A 15,707-nucleotide genomic window follows, 5' to 3' on the forward strand; every position below is an offset into this window, starting at 1 on the left:
ATGAGCAAACGTAGAATTAAAAAAATAGCCATTATTGGTTCAGGAATTATGGGAAGCGGAATCGCTTGCCATTTTGCCAATATTGGTGTTGATGTTTTATTATTAGACATTGTACCACGAGAACTTAATGATAAAGAGAAAGCAAAAGGCTTAACTCTAGAAGATAAAGTTGTTAGAAACAGGTTAGTAAATGATGCATTAACAGCATCTATAAAATCGAAGCCGGCACCACTCTATCATAATTCGTTTAAAAACAGAATTACCACAGGAAACTTAGAAGATGACATTGCTAAAGTAAAAGATGTCGATTGGATTATGGAAGTTGTTGTAGAACGACTAGACATCAAACAACAAGTTTTTGAAAAACTAGAAAAATATAGAACTCCGGGAACTTTAATTACATCAAATACATCTGGAATTCCTATTAAGTTTATGAGCGAGGGTCGTTCTGAAGATTTTCAGAAACACTTCTGCGGAACACATTTCTTTAATCCTGCACGTTACTTAAAATTATTCGAAATCATTCCAGGACCAAAAACTGATGCTTCAGTTCTTGAATTCTTAAATGGATATGGTGAGCAATTCCTTGGAAAAACATCTGTAGTTGCAAAAGACACTCCTGCATTTATTGGAAATAGAATCGGAATATTTAGCATCATGAGCTTGTTTCATGCTGTAAAAGAGATGGACTTAACTATTGAAGAAGTTGATAAATTATCAGGACCTGTTATTGGTCGTCCAAAATCTGCAACCTTCAGAACAGTTGATGTTGTAGGTCTAGACACTCTAGTTCACGTGGCAAACGGAATTAAAGAGAATTGCCCAGAAGACGAATGTAATGCACTTTTTACACTTCCTGATTTCATCAACACAATGATGGAAAATAAATGGTTAGGAAGTAAAACAGGACAAGGTTTTTATAAAAAACATGTATCTGCAGAAGGCAAAAAAGAAATACTTTCTCTTGACCTTAATACATTAGAATATAGAGAAAAGAAACGTGCAAAATTTGCAACCTTAGAACTCACCAAGACGGTTGATAAAGTAGTAGATCGATTCAAAATTCTAGTCAAAGGAAAAGATAAGGCTGGTGAATTTTATAGAAAGAGTTTTGCTTCATTATTTGCTTATGTTTCAAATAGAATACCTGAAATAACTGACGATTTATATAAGATTGATGATGCCATGAAAGCTGGATTTGGTTGGGAACATGGTCCTTTTCAAATTTGGGATGCTATTGGTGTTGAAGCAGGAATTGAAATGATGAAAACCGAAGGTCTTGAGCCAAATGCTTGGGTTTCTGAAATGTTAGCTTCTGGAAGCACATCTTTCTATACAGTAAAAGATGGTGCAACGTATGCTTACGATATTCCAAAGAAAACACAAGAAAAAATTCCTGGACAAGACAGTTTCATCATACTAGATAATATTAGAAAAACATCTGAAGTATTTAAAAATTCTGGTGTTGTAGTTGAAGATTTAGGAGATGGAATCCTTAATGTAGAATTCCAGTCTAAAATGAATACCATAGGTGGCGATGTTTTAGCTGGACTTAACAAAGCTATTGATTTGGCTGAAAAAGATTATGCAGGATTGGTAGTTGGTAACCAAGCAGCAAATTTCTCTGTAGGTGCAAATATTGGCATGATTTTCATGATGGCTGCCGAACAAGAATATGATGAGCTAAATATGGCTATCAAGTATTTCCAAGATACAATGATGCGCATGCGCTACTCCTCTATTCCAACTATTGCTGCTCCTCATGGCATGGCACTTGGTGGTGGATGTGAGTTATCTATGCATGCTGATAAAGTTGTAGCTGCTGCAGAAACTTATATTGGTTTAGTTGAATTTGGTGTTGGTGTAATTCCTGGTGGTGGAGGTTCTAAAGAAATGACTTTAAGAGCTCAAGATACTTTCAAAAAAGGAGATGTAGAATTAAACACACTTCAAGAATATTTCTTAACAATCGGAATGGCAAAAGTCGCAACATCAGCCTATGAAGCTTTCGATTTAGGAATTCTTCAAAAAGGAAAAGATATTGTTGTTGTAAACAAAGACCGTCAAATTGCTGTAGCTAAACAACATGCTAAATTAATGGCAGAAATGGGATACACGCAACCTGTAAAACGTAAAGACATCAAAGTACTAGGCAAACAAGCATTAAGTATGTTTTTGGTTGGTACAGACTCTATGCAAGCAAGTCATTACATAAGTGAACATGATAAGAAAATTGCTAACAAATTAGCATACGTTATGGCTGGTGGAGATTTATCAGAACCAACATTGGTTACAGAACAATACCTATTGGATTTAGAACGTGAAGCCTTCTTAAGTTTATGTACAGAACGTAAAACCTTAGAACGTATTCAGCACATGTTGACCAAAGGAAAACCATTACGTAATTAAAATTACTAAACTATTTGCCTTTAGCAGTTTGCTATTGGTCATTTTAATAAAACAATTATAGATGCTAGAAGCGAAAAGCTAATAGCCAAAAGCATAAAAAGAATGAAAACAGCATATATAGTAAAAGCATACAGAACCGCAGTTGGTAAAGCACCAAAAGGCGTGTTCCGTTTTAAAAGAACTGACGAGTTAGCTGCTGAAACAATTCAGCATATGATGAAGGAATTACCAAATTTAGACCCTAAACGTATTGACGACGTTATCGTTGGTAACGCAATGCCTGAAGGCTCTCAAGGATTAAATATGGCACGTTTAATCTCGTTAATGGGATTAGAAGTAATTGATGTTCCTGGAGTAACTGTTAATCGTTTTTGCTCTTCTGGAGTAGAAACTATTGGAATGGCAACTGCCAAAATTCAAGCTGGAATGGCAGATTGCATCATTGCAGGTGGAGCAGAAAGTATGAGTAGTGTTCCAATGACTGGCTTTAAACCAGAACTAAATTACGATGCTATTGTAAAAGCTGGTCACGAAGATTATTATTGGGGCATGGGAAATACGGCTGAAGCTGTAGCAAACCAATTCAAGATATCTCGTGAAGATCAAGATGAGTTTGCATACAATTCTCATATGAAAGCCTTAAAAGCACAAGCAGAAAATCGTTTTCAAGATCAAATTGTACCAATTCAAGTAGAACAAACATATATTGATGCTAACGGAAAAAAAGCAACTAAAAAATATACAGTTACAAAAGATGAAGGACCTCGTAAAGAGACTAGTAAAGAAGCTTTAGCAAAACTTAGAGCAGTATTTGCTGCTGGTGGAAGTGTAACTGCAGGAAATTCATCACAAATGAGTGATGGTGCCGCTTTTGTAATGGTTATGAGTGAAGATATGGTTAAAGAATTAAACCTAAAACCTATTGCAAGAATGGTAAACTATGCAGCTGCTGGTGTTGAACCTCGTATTATGGGAATTGGTCCTGTAAAAGCGATTCCAAAAGCTTTAAAACAAGCTGGTCTAAAACAAGATGACTTAAGGTTAATTGAATTGAACGAAGCCTTTGCTTCACAATCTTTAGCGGTAATTCGTGAGTTAAACTTAAACCCAGATATCATTAATGTAAATGGTGGTGCCATTGCACTTGGGCATCCTTTAGGTTGTACAGGCGCAAAACTATCTGTACAATTATTTGATGAAATGCGTAAGCAAAATATGAAAGGAAAATACGGCGCAGTAACCATGTGTGTTGGTACTGGTCAAGGTGCCTGTGGAATATTTGAGTTTCTTAATTAATAAGAATCAAAAGGCTTAGAACCAAGAGACAAAACTAAAAAGTAAAACTATGCATAATTTCAAGAAGCTAAAGATTTGGAATGAAAGTATGGAACTTGTTTCAGGATCTTATAAAATAACCCGAAGTTTTCCTAAGTATGAAACTTATGGATTAATGAGCCAAATGAATAGATATGCTGTTTCAATTCCTTCAAATATATCTGAAGGCTCTAGCAAAAGTTCAAGTAAACACTTTGCAAATTACTTAGAGCATAGTTTAGGTTCTGCATTCGAATGGGAAACACAATTGAATGTGGCTTTTAATGAAAGCTATATTACAGAAGAAAAATTTAAAGAATTAGAAGGCAAAATAAAACAAATACAAAAAATGATTTCAAGTTTCAAATCTGGACTTTAACAGTCTTGATTCTTGGTTCTTGAATCTATTAATCTTAAAAAATGGAAACAACAGAAAAAGACATACTAAGAGGCGGACAATTCCTAGTAAAAGAAACAAAATGCGAAGACGTATTTACTCCTGAAGATTTTTCAGAAGAACAAACGATGATGAAAGAAGCGGTTATGGAATTCAATGACCGTGAAATTATTCCTCATAAAAACAGATTTGAAGCAAAAGATTACGCCTTAACTGAAGAAGTGATGCGTAAAGCAGGTGAGCTTGGATTTTTAGGTGTTGCTGTTCCCGAAGCTTATGGTGGACTAGGAATGGGATTTGTATCTACATGTCTTACATGTGATTATATTTCATCTGGAACTGGTTCATTTAGTACTGCTTTTGGTGCGCATACGGGAATTGGAACCATGCCAATTACCTTATATGGTACTGAAGAGCAAAAACAAAAATATGTCCCAAAATTAGCAACTGGCGAATGGTTTGGGGCCTATTGCTTAACTGAACCTGGAGCAGGTTCTGATGCTAACTCTGGTAAAACAACTGCCGAATTATCTGCAGATGGAAAATCATATAAAATAAATGGGCAAAAAATGTGGATTTCAAACGCAGGCTTCTGTAGTTTAATGATTGTTTTTGCACGTATTGAAGATGATAAAAATATTACTGGGTTTATTGTAGAATATGATGGAGAAAATCCAAATGGCATTACTCTTGGTGAAGAAGAACACAAATTAGGAATTAGAGCTAGTTCTACACGTCAAGTATTTTTTAACGATACTGTTGTTCCTGTAGAAAATATGTTAGCTGGTCGTGGTGAAGGTTTTAAAATTGCCATGAATGCATTAAACGTAGGTCGTATAAAATTAGCTGCTGCTTGTTTAGACTCTCAACGTCGTATACTTACAACTGCAGTAAATTACGCAAACGAACGTAAACAATTTAAAACACCAATTGCAGATTTTGGTGCTATTAAAACCAAATTAGCACAAATGGCAACTAGTGCTTATGCTGGCGAATCGGCAACATACAGAGCTGCAAAAAACATTGAAGATCGTATTGCTATTCGTGAAGCGTCTGGAAACTCTCACCAGGAAGCAGAACTTAAAGGTGTAGAAGAATATGCTATTGAATGTTCTATATTAAAAGTAGCGGTATCAGAAGATGTACAAAATGGGGCAGATGAAGGCATTCAGATTTTTGGAGGTATGGGATTCTCTGAAGAAACGCCTATGGAAGCCGCTTGGAGAGATGCTCGTATTGCTCGTATTTATGAAGGAACCAACGAAATCAACAGAATGCTATCTGTTGGTATGTTAGTTAAAAAAGCTATGAAAGGCCATGTAGACTTATTAAATCCTGCAATGAAAGTACAAGAAGAATTAATGGGAATTCCTTCGTTTGAAACACCTGATTATTCTGAGCTATTTTCTGAAGAAAAGGCGATGATTGCTAAGCTTAAAAAAGTGTTCTTAATGGTAGCTGGAGCTGCTGTTCAAAAATTCGGACAAGAATTAGAAGAACACCAACAATTACTAATTGCTGCTGCAGATATTTTAATTGAAATATATATGGCAGAATCAGCAGTTTTAAGAACCGAAAAGAATGCAAAACGTTATGGCGCAGATTCTCAATCGGTACAAATAGCAATGTCTAAATTGTATTTATATAATGCTATAAATATCATCGAAGATAAAGGTAAAGAAAGCATCATTTCTTTTGCTGAAGGTGATGAACAACGTATGATGCTTATGGGATTAAAACGTTTCACTAAATATCAAAACTATCCAGATATTGTTGATTTAAGAAATGAGATTGCTGAAAAAGTAAAAGCTGAAAACAAATATTGTTTTTAAAGTTAGACTAGCTTCAAATTTTAGAAACAAAAAAAGCCAATTCGAAATACCGAATTGGCTTTTTATATTTATTATCTTTAAAAAATTTAATCACATACTAATACTATGAAATTATATTTTTCAGCTTTATGTTTTCTTTTTTTTGTATTTGGTTTTTCTCAAACCAACACAGAAATTTTTCTTTTTGATTTAGAAAATAACAGTTCCATGATTGAACTGAAAAACGTCAAAAATCTTTCAAATAATGAAGGTTATGATAACCAACCTTCTTTTATAAATGATAGATATATTGTATTTGCCTCAATGAGAAATGGGCAAACAGATATTGCAAAATACGATACACGGTATGATTCAAAATCTTGGGTAAACTTTAGCGAAGGTGGAGAATATACGCCATTAAAAATCCCCCATAAAGATGAAGTTTCTGCAGTACGCTTAGATAAAGATGGTAAACAACGCTTGTATACTTATAATTTACGAAATGGAGAATCTAAAGAACTTATTAATAATTTAGTTGTCGCTTATTACACTTGGTATAATAAACACACTGTGGTTTCTGCCGTGATTGAAAAAGAGCAATTAAACCTATTTGTAAGTAACCTTCTAGATGGAAGCAATATAAAACATGCAACCAATGTCGGGCGCTCATTTCATAGAATACCTAATAGCAATCTAGTAAGTTTTATTTCAAAAGAAAATAAAAATCAATGGCAAATAAAATCACTTAATCCATTAACAGGAAAAACAAAAGTTATTGCAAATACTATACAAGATGTCGAAGATATTTGCTGGTTAGATAGCAAAACATTATTATCTGGAAAAAATAATTTACTATATAAACTAAGACTAAAAACAGATACTAGTTGGAAACAGATAGCCAATTTAGGTTCAGATGGTATTACAAAAATCACACGTTTAATTGTTAATACTGAAGGTAACAAATTGCTCATAGCAGGTGATGTTAGCACTCAAAAAGAAGCAACCAAAGAAACTGAAGATATTTCAGAAGAAAGCTCAGACAATTCAAATACAAATTCTGAAAACACAACTAATGAAACAAATATTGAATCCATAATTCAAAGAAATCTTAATGCTTACAATGCAAGAGACATTAATGCTTTTATGAAAGATTATGCAGATGATGTAAAACTATACCAGTATCCAAACACCCTGCAAACAGAAGGCAAAGAAGCTATGCGAAAAAACTATAACGATTGGTTTAATCGAGTTAAAGATTTAAGAGCGTTTGTTAAAAAGAGAATTATATTTGGCAATAAAGTTATAGATGAAGAGCAAGTCACTGCAAACGGACAAATTTTAAATGTTGTAGCCATTTATGAAGTTAAAAACGGTAAAATTATTAAAGTAACTTTTATGCAATAACTTATGAAAAAATTAGCATTTATATTACTCGTATTAATTGGTACAAATAGTTTTAGCTAAAACAAAATCACATTAGAACCTAAATTAGAAAATTGTGCTTGGATTGCAGGTAACTGAAAAGGTGAAGTCAAACTAAAGAAAAGCAACCCTTAAGGCTGTTTAATGATAGATACCAAAATAAATGTTGATGCAGATATTAAAAATAAAGATACAATTGAAACTGTAAAGTTTAACTATAAAAAATAACACATTGAATTCAGATATTCTAGAACTATACTTTAAAACAGATACCGAATGGCGAAACTGGTTGATAAAAAATCATAACGCCTCAAAAGGTGTATATCTTATCTTCTATAAACTAGAAACAAAAACCCCAACCATGCGCTGGGAAGAAGCTGTTAAAGTTGCTCTTTGCTATGGCTGGATAGATTCTACAGTAAAAAGTTTAGGAAATGGAAAACGAAGACAATACTTTTCACCTCGTAACCCAAAAAGTGTTTGGAGTGCTTTAAACAAAAAATATATTATAGAATTAAGCGCAGCAAATCTTATACATGAAAGCGGGCTAAAGAGTATTGAAATAGGAAAGAAAAATGGAGGATGGACGGCATTAGACGATGTAGATAATGAAGTAATACCAGAGCAACTACAATTAGCCTTTAAAAAATCACCTAAAGCCTACTCTAATTACAAAAACTTCTCACCTTCTTATAGAAAAGGTTACTTATATTGGTTAAATTCAGCGAAGAGAGATACAACTAAACAAAAGCGAATCACAGAAATCATTAAACTTTGTAATGCTAATATTAAGTCTAGAAGTGATTGGTAGATATATTAACACGCTTTTACATCAATCACAATTAATTTTCATTAATTTTAATGCTTTCAAATTCCAATCAAAATTTAAATAAATGAAATGTCCAAATTAATTTTTAACACCAAACAAAAAGTTAATTTGGCATTCCATGTAACCACAAAAAACAATAAATATTAATACATGAAAAAGTTTTTTTCAATTGTAATGCTACTAAGTATTACGTTACTTTCTGCCCAAGAGTTTTCAATGAGTTTAGTAAAAAACATGGCACCAAGAAGTATAGGTCCAGGCGGAATGTCTGGTCGTGTTACTGCCATTGATGTTGTACATAGTAATCCAGATATAATGTACGTTGGCACAGCTTCTGGTGGTTTATGGAAATCTACTTCAGGTGGTGTGACATGGGACCCAATTTTTGAAAAAGAAGCTACAGCATCAATAGGAGCTGTTGCAATTCAGCAATCAAATCCAAGTGTAATTTGGGTTGGTACAGGAGAAGGTAATCCAAGAAATAGTTTAAATGGTGGTTATGGTATTTATCGCACTTTAGATGGAGGAAAAAGCTGGTCTTTAATGGGATTAGAAAACACACGTCATATTCATCGTGTAATAATTGACCCTACAAATCCAGATGTAGTATATGCTGGAGCTATTGGATCGCCTTGGGGAGAACATCCAGAACGTGGTGTTTATAAAACTATTGATGGCGGAAAAACATGGAATAAAATACTATATGCAAATAATAAAACTGGAGCTGCAGATTTAGTTATGGATCCAACAAACCCTAACAAACTAATTGCTGCACTTTGGGAGCACAAGCGTGACCCTTGGTTTTTTAATTCTGGAGGTGAAGGCTCTGGTTTACACATCACTCATGATGGTGGAAAAACTTGGAAAAAACTAACAGAAAAAGATGGTTTACCAAAAGGAAACCTAGGTAGAATTGGTGTTGCTATTGCACCAAGTAAACCTAATATTATCTACGCACTTATTGAAGCTGAAAAAAATGCCCTATATAAAAGTAAAGATGGAGGTTTTAAATGGCATAAAGTAAACGACAAATCTAGCGGAAGAGGTTCTGATGGTATTGGGAATAGACCTTTTTATTATTCAGAGATCTATGTGGATCCACAAAATGAAAACCGTTTATATTCAATTTACACTTATGTAAATGTTAGTGAAGATGGCGGAAAAAGTTTTAAACAGCTAATGCCAGCATATGGCGTAAGTAATGGTATTCACCCAGACCATCATGCTTGGTGGATACATCCAAAAAATGGAAACTTCATGATCGATGGTAATGATGGCGGTATGAATATCACCAAAGATGGTGGAGCATCTTGGCGTTTTATTGGCAACCTTCCAGTGGCTCAATTCTATCATATAAATGTAGATAATGAATACCCTTATAATGTATATGGAGGCATGCAAGATAATGGCTCTTGGAGAGGTCCTGCTTATGTATGGAAAGTTCAAGGTATTCGTAATAGTTATTGGCAAGAATTAAGTTTTGGTGATGGTTTTGATGTGGTTCCTGATAAAGACGATTCGCGTTATGGTTGGTCTATGAGTCAACAAGGCTATGTAAGTCGTTACGATTGGCAAACTGGCAATAATTACTACGTAAGACCAACGCATCCAGAACCAAATGTAGAACTTCGTTTTAACTGGAATTCTGCTATAAGTATAGACCCGTTTGATAATAGTACTATTTACTTCGGAAGTCAATTTGTACATAAATCTACAGATAAAGGTTTAACATGGACCATAATATCTGATGACTTATCTACCAACAACCCAGAAAAACTAAAACAAAATGAAAGTGGTGGTTTAACTATGGATGCTACAGGAGCAGAAAACCACTGTACTATTTTAGTTATAGAACCTTCAGTCTTAGAAAAAGACATGCTTTGGGTTAGTACTGATGATGGTCGCGTACATTATACGCTTAATGGCGGAGCATCATGGACAGATGTAACAAAAAACATTAAAGGATTACCTGCAGGAAGTTGGATTCCGCAAATAAAAGCATCAAATAAAAATAAAGGAGAAGCTTTACTAATTGCTAATGATTACAGACGATTTAATTACACGCCTTATGCTTATAGAACAAAAGATTATGGTAAAACTTGGCAACGCATTGTAGATAGCAATGATGTACAAAGCTATACATTATCTATTGTTGAAGATATTGTTGAACCTAACCTTATGTTTTTAGGAACAGATGATGGTTTATATATATCGCTTAATGCTGGAGAACAATGGACTAAATGGACTGAAGGTTTTCCAACAGTTTCTGTAAAAGATTTAGTAATTCAACCACGTGAACACGATTTAGTTATTGGTACTTTTGGAAGAGCTGCTTGGGTTTTAGATGATATTAGGCCACTTAGAGCTATGGCGAAAAACAAAAGTGTTCTTAGTCAAAAATTAAAATTATTCTCACCTCCTACAGCTTATCAAGCAGCTTACCAACAACCAACAGGAAGTCGTTTTGGTGCTGATGCCATGTTTAGTGGAGAAAATAAAGGTGGCGGTGCTTTATTTAGTTATTATGCTAAAATTGATAAAAAAGCTGACACAAAAAAGGAGAGCAATAAGGATACAGATGATGAATCAGATAAAAAAGAAGATAATGTTGTAAAATGGGATTCATTAACATTAAATATTTATGATAACCAACGTTTAATTAGAACCTTAAAACAAAAAGCGCCTGACTCTACAGGAATTCATAAATGGACATGGTATATGGATGAAGCTGGTGTCTCTGGACCATCAAGAACCATTACCAAACAAACGCGTGAACCAAGTGGTGTACAAGTAAAACCAGGAACTTATAGAGCTGTTCTTAATTTTGGAGATCAAAAATCTGAAACACAAATTACCGTAAAATCAGACCCAAGAGTAGAAAAATCTTTAGCAAGTATTAATGAAGCTTATTCAGTTTCTAAAAAAATTGAGGCGATGACAAAAACTACTGCAGATGCTGTTAAGCAGTTAGTTGAAAGTAAAAATGTTGCCGAAAAATTTCAATCAGATTTAAAAACTTTAGACAAAGAAAAGTATAAAGATGCTATAAAAGATTCTAAAGACATTATTAAAAAAATAAACGAACTTATTGATTTATATCTTGGGAAAGAAGACAAGCGTCAAGGCATTACAAATACATCTGTAGTAACTGTTAATGACCGTATTGGTAATGCTAGTTTTTATGCAAGCACTAGACCAAATGGCATAACAACAACTGAGACTATTTTAATAAAGCATGCCAAAAACGCCATAAATGATGCTTTAGATAAAACCAACACGTTCTTTAATGATGACTGGAAACCTTATCAAATGAAAATGGAAAACGTAAAAACCAATCCGTTTAAAGAATTAAAAACATTTAAATTAGATTAACGTATATAAACAAAGAAGTTTGGTAATCATCAAATAATGATTAATTTTAATACATATAAAACATATATAATAATGAAAAAATCGATTTTTATTGTAGCCATATTAAGCTTAAGTATTATAACAGCTTGTAAAAATGATAAAAAAGAAACTGAGACTGCTACTGAGGTAGTTACAGAACAAACTGAAGATGCTACTAAAAAAAGTAACGAAGTTACAACACCTAAAATAGCTAAAGAACGACCTTCATATTATAATGAAAAGAAAGAATTAAGAGTTCAATTAGACCCTAAAAGCGGTAGTAGTGTAGAAGGAAAAGTACTATTTACTCAAGATAAAGGCATTGTAACTATGGTAGCCTTTTTTAAAGGTTTATCTGAAGGCACACACGCAATTCACTTACATGAAAAAGCAGATTGCTCTTCTGAAGATGGAAAATCTGCAGGAGGTCACTGGAATCCTACTGGACAACCACATGGTAAATGGGGAAGCACAGAAGGCTACCACAAAGGCGATATTGGAAACATAGAGGCAAATGCAAATGGTAGTGGTACACTAACATTCTCAACTAGCGAGTGGTGTATTGGTTGTGGTGATAAAACTAAAGACATAGTAGGCAAAGGCATTATAGTTCATGCTGGAGCAGACGACTATTCACAACCAACTGGAGCAGCTGGTGGACGCATGAGTTGTGGTGGCATCATTCAATAGTTTTAAAAAAGAAAACATATAAAAGAAGCTGTATAAAAAGTGATTTGATTGTCATTTTGAGCGGAGTCGAAAAATCTCAATTATCTATAAATCAAAATTTTGATTTTATTGCGATTCTTCATTTTCATTCAGAATGACATTTTTTATACAGCCTCTTTATTTTTAACCAAAAGCAAACCCTAATGAATCCTTCTGCCAAAGGCTGGATAAAAAAACTCTTAGAAGATGTTTCTAAAAAGGAAACCTACCTTCAACTTTCATTAATAGATTTTTATAATGTATTAAAAACATCTGGTTTCATTTATGGCAACAACGTTTCAATTGTACACAACCTAATAGATAATAAAGATTTAACACATGAAGAATTATGTAAAGCTAACCTCTTTCTTTCTTTTTACTATTTACATAATTGGTCAGGATGCAAAGAAGGATTTATAGACAATATTATTAATTTCTACAATTCTATAAACACTTATACGTCTTCATTTTTTGAAGAGCTTTTGGGAGAGAAAAAATCTTCAAATTTATTAGAAGATATGATTGATAAACGTATTCAAATTGATGATAACGTTATCACTAAAAACTTCAATTATTTTATTACCAATGCCTTACTTTTTGTTGATGTTTTAGCTTATAAAAGATACCTAGTTACTAATTCTATTTCTGAAACGTATTTAAAAAAGTTAGAGTCATCAATAGAAACCATCATATTTACTGTTTTAGATTACAAAAAAGTAAAAACAAAATATGATAAAAGTTTAATTAAACTTTTTGAATCATCACTACGTTACCAAAACAAGAATGAACTCACCTATGATGATGTTATTAAAAACATTGAAAGTCAGCTAGGCAAATATTACATTACAGACTTGGTATGTATGGCTTTTTGGAGTGACAAAATTATTAGTAAAGAAGAGCAAGTCTTTTTAAATCAGTTAGGAGATGATTTAAATTTAGAACACCAAATCATTGAACAATCTGTAGACGACATAAACACTTTCTTCACCATTAACAAGGATAAGATTGCTTTATTGAGTTCAAAAAACATGATGCAGAGTTTTTATAACAACTCAAGCAAAATGGTAAATAAGCTCATAAATAGAAATAGCAAACGTTTATTAAAAGAGCTTAAAGAAAGTAAGGAACTCATGGTTTTAATTAGCCAATCTACAACTAGAAAGCTTACAGACGAAGAACAAAAAAAAGTACAGAATCAATTACTAGATATTTTTAAGTCCATACCAAGTTTGGCCATTTTTATTTTACCAGGAGGCATGTTACTACTTCCGCTTGTTATTAAATTTATTCCTAAACTATTACCTTCATCTTTTGATGAAAACAGAATAGATGATGAATAGCTATTTTTTAATAAATTTTAAAACAGTTTCTATTACATCATGATGTACTTTAATATAATATAACCCAGAAGTTAAATGCTCTGCTTTAATCTCTATGTTAGAAGTAGATAACTTTTTAGATTTAAAAATTAATCGCCCGTTTAAATCAATAATTTCATAAACCACATCATTTAAATTAGTATTAAACTCTAAAGTCAAAATATCATCTACAGGGTTTGGATACAATTGTATTTTATTTTCCTCAATATTTTGAGTAGATAAGGTTATAAAAGCAGAAGACGATGTAGGGCTTATAATTGTATTGGTTAAAGTACCATCGATAGAATAAGCAATAACTTTAAACCAAACGTCATCACCAGTCAGTAATGTTGGATTGGTCCATAGATAAAATGTATCTGTTAAACCTTGAACTACAGGTAAAAAATTAGCTTGATTATCTACACTATATTCTAAATCATAAAACACAGGTCTACCATCATCAGGATTAGTTAAAGTCCAAGAGATAGGCATTGCTGTATCATAGACGCCACCATTTGGGCTAGTTATCGTTACTTCAGGATTTTGGTAATCATGTAGTAGTTCGGCAAAACCAATTCCAGTTACAGGGTTTCCATTAACAGTTCCAGTAATTGTTGTTGCGCCTTCAAAAAAACGAAAAGGCAACTGTACTTCTGTATTGTCATGCTGTGTAGAAATAATTAAATCTAGATTATTGGTTGTAGATGTTAATCGCCATTGCTTAGAATAGCACATCATATCATCTGGCATGCAATTAAAAGCCAAACGTTCTATTTCAAAATCACTACTAGTATATTGTGTGCTTTCATCTACATAAGCAGATAAGATTTTATATTTTTCTGTATCTGGGATTTGTCTAGTTGCTGTAAATATATTCCATAAATTAATATCCATTCCGTTAGACAACTGCATGCTAAACCACTCGTATTTTTCTCCTGTTAACGGATTAAAATCTCCATATTGCCTATCAATCCAACCAGTTCCAATTACAGGCTCACTCACACCAGCAACAGTAATGTTTCCTGTAACATCATTTTTTGTTTGAGAGTAATAGTAAGTATAATTAGCTAAGCCCTGATCTAGATAACCATCATCACCAAGAATTAATGGTCGCTTTAAGGTTACAAATTCTAAATCTAATCCTTCGGTTGCTGAAGCTGCAGATAATTCATACTCAAAAGGAATAGGTACTAACATTCCATCAACTTTATTGCGCCAATATTCTGTACCTCCTAAAAGCACTGTCGCTTCAATATTAAAATCTGTTGTAGACAATGTGGTATATGTTACGGGTTTTACATCTTGATAAAATGTACCGGTATCATCATCTGTAATGTTTAATATCCTAAAGCCGTCATATCCAAATTGTGGGTAATGAAAAAAGGTATACATAAAACTGTAATTCTTACCAGAATTTTGTCCTACAACATGTCCTGCAGAATACCACCATTCTATAGGTTCAGAAGTATGTCGTCCCTCATCTACAGGAAACGCTACTTGACCTGAAGGCTCATAAGGATAGACTTTCCAATCTTGTGCATAAGTAAATGAAGCAACACAAATAATAAAAACTAATAACAGGTTGGTTTTAAGTTTCATGACATTATTATTTAGAAATAAAACTAATGCTTAATTTCTCTGATTACAAATTTTACAGTTTATGTACTATTTTTAATCTATTAAGAGGAATATTTTATAATATTTACTTACAATCGTAACGAAAAATGCCCTTTCACCTCAAAAGCAATATTATCTTTACGCACTTTGGCTAAAAACCAGTAATCTGATGCTGGCATTTGATAACCGTTGTATGTACCATCCCAACCCGGCGAATTATGAGTTAGCGTTTTAAGCAGTTTACCTTGACGATCAAATATGTAAATAATTGTGCCAGGCAAAGTTTCTACACCTGTAATATGCCATGTATCAAAATAAGTATCTCCATTTGGTGTCATAAATTTTGGTGCATCAATCACAACAATATCTTTGGTTACTTCTGCGCATCCATTTAAATCTATAATGGTAATCGTGTGGTAACCTAAACTTACGTTTTCAAACACATTAGACTC

11 protein-coding genes are annotated in these 15,707 nt (G+C 33.2%); 9 read left to right on the top strand and 2 right to left on the bottom strand.

All coding sequences use genetic code 11. The features are described 5' to 3' along the window. From BXY80_RS10075 to BXY80_RS10115, 9 genes are all read left to right on the top strand, one after another. Positions 1–2,409 carry a 3-hydroxyacyl-CoA dehydrogenase/enoyl-CoA hydratase family protein gene (locus tag BXY80_RS10075; RefSeq protein WP_120201527.1) on the top strand — a complete coding sequence of 803 codons (2,409 nt, stop codon included), beginning with the start codon at positions 1–3 and terminating at the stop codon, positions 2,407–2,409. A 102-nt stretch (positions 2,410–2,511) separates the two neighbouring features. Beyond that, on the top strand, positions 2,512–3,705 hold the full coding sequence (locus BXY80_RS10080) for an acetyl-CoA C-acyltransferase (RefSeq protein WP_120201529.1): 1,194 nt from the start codon (positions 2,512–2,514) through the stop codon (positions 3,703–3,705). A 49-nt stretch (positions 3,706–3,754) separates the two neighbouring features. Continuing rightward, on the top strand, positions 3,755–4,102 hold the full coding sequence (locus BXY80_RS10085; RefSeq protein ID WP_120201532.1) for a four helix bundle protein: 348 nt from the start codon (positions 3,755–3,757) through the stop codon (positions 4,100–4,102). Between the two features lie 41 nt (positions 4,103–4,143). Then, positions 4,144–5,952 carry an acyl-CoA dehydrogenase family protein gene (locus BXY80_RS10090; RefSeq protein ID WP_120201534.1) on the top strand — a complete coding sequence of 603 codons (1,809 nt, stop codon included), beginning with the start codon at positions 4,144–4,146 and terminating at the stop codon, positions 5,950–5,952. Positions 5,953–6,159: 207 nt separating this feature from the next. After that, positions 6,160–7,335, top strand: a complete 1,176-nt coding sequence (locus BXY80_RS10095; RefSeq protein ID WP_162843303.1) for a nuclear transport factor 2 family protein — start codon at positions 6,160–6,162, stop codon at positions 7,333–7,335. A gap of 250 nt (positions 7,336–7,585) precedes the next feature. Next, entirely contained in the window at positions 7,586–8,164 is a 579-nt protein-coding gene (locus BXY80_RS10100; RefSeq protein ID WP_120201537.1) for a YdeI/OmpD-associated family protein, read from the top strand. A 168-nt stretch (positions 8,165–8,332) separates the two neighbouring features. Next, positions 8,333–11,554, top strand: a complete 3,222-nt coding sequence (locus tag BXY80_RS10105) for a WD40/YVTN/BNR-like repeat-containing protein (protein WP_120201539.1) — start codon at positions 8,333–8,335, stop codon at positions 11,552–11,554. A 72-nt stretch (positions 11,555–11,626) separates the two neighbouring features. Then, positions 11,627–12,262, top strand: coding sequence for a superoxide dismutase family protein (locus BXY80_RS10110; RefSeq protein WP_120201541.1), 636 nt, complete (start codon positions 11,627–11,629; stop codon positions 12,260–12,262). A 182-nt stretch (positions 12,263–12,444) separates the two neighbouring features. Next, on the top strand, positions 12,445–13,620 hold the full coding sequence (locus BXY80_RS10115) for an LETM1-related biofilm-associated protein (RefSeq protein WP_120201543.1): 1,176 nt from the start codon (positions 12,445–12,447) through the stop codon (positions 13,618–13,620). Here BXY80_RS10115 and BXY80_RS10120 read toward each other — a convergent pair whose 3' ends face one another. After that, positions 13,621–15,237, bottom strand: a complete 1,617-nt coding sequence (locus BXY80_RS10120; protein ID WP_120201545.1) for a lipocalin-like domain-containing protein — start codon at positions 15,235–15,237, stop codon at positions 13,621–13,623. A gap of 107 nt (positions 15,238–15,344) precedes the next feature. Then, positions 15,345–15,707, bottom strand: a 363-nt coding sequence (locus tag BXY80_RS10125; RefSeq protein ID WP_147376124.1) for a T9SS type B sorting domain-containing protein, incomplete at its 5' end; no start/stop codon positions are given.

Source organism: Ichthyenterobacterium magnum (assembly GCF_003610635.1).
GTDB classification, from domain to species: domain Bacteria; phylum Bacteroidota; class Bacteroidia; order Flavobacteriales; family Flavobacteriaceae; genus Ichthyenterobacterium; species Ichthyenterobacterium magnum.

Coding starts and splice junctions, on each gene's coding strand:
- BXY80_RS10120 (WP_120201545.1), bottom strand. CDS start 15,237: ATGAAACTTAAAACCAACCTGTTATTAGTTTTTATTATTTGTGTTGCT.
- BXY80_RS10085 (WP_120201532.1), top strand. CDS start 3,755: ATGCATAATTTCAAGAAGCTAAAGATTTGGAATGAAAGTATGGAACTT.
- BXY80_RS10105 (WP_120201539.1), top strand. CDS start 8,333: ATGAAAAAGTTTTTTTCAATTGTAATGCTACTAAGTATTACGTTACTT.
- BXY80_RS10115 (WP_120201543.1), top strand. CDS start 12,445: ATGAATCCTTCTGCCAAAGGCTGGATAAAAAAACTCTTAGAAGATGTT.
- BXY80_RS10080 (WP_120201529.1), top strand. CDS start 2,512: ATGAAAACAGCATATATAGTAAAAGCATACAGAACCGCAGTTGGTAAA.
- BXY80_RS10095 (WP_162843303.1), top strand. CDS start 6,160: ATGATTGAACTGAAAAACGTCAAAAATCTTTCAAATAATGAAGGTTAT.
- BXY80_RS10090 (WP_120201534.1), top strand. CDS start 4,144: ATGGAAACAACAGAAAAAGACATACTAAGAGGCGGACAATTCCTAGTA.
- BXY80_RS10110 (WP_120201541.1), top strand. CDS start 11,627: ATGAAAAAATCGATTTTTATTGTAGCCATATTAAGCTTAAGTATTATA.
- BXY80_RS10075 (WP_120201527.1), top strand. CDS start 1: ATGAGCAAACGTAGAATTAAAAAAATAGCCATTATTGGTTCAGGAATT.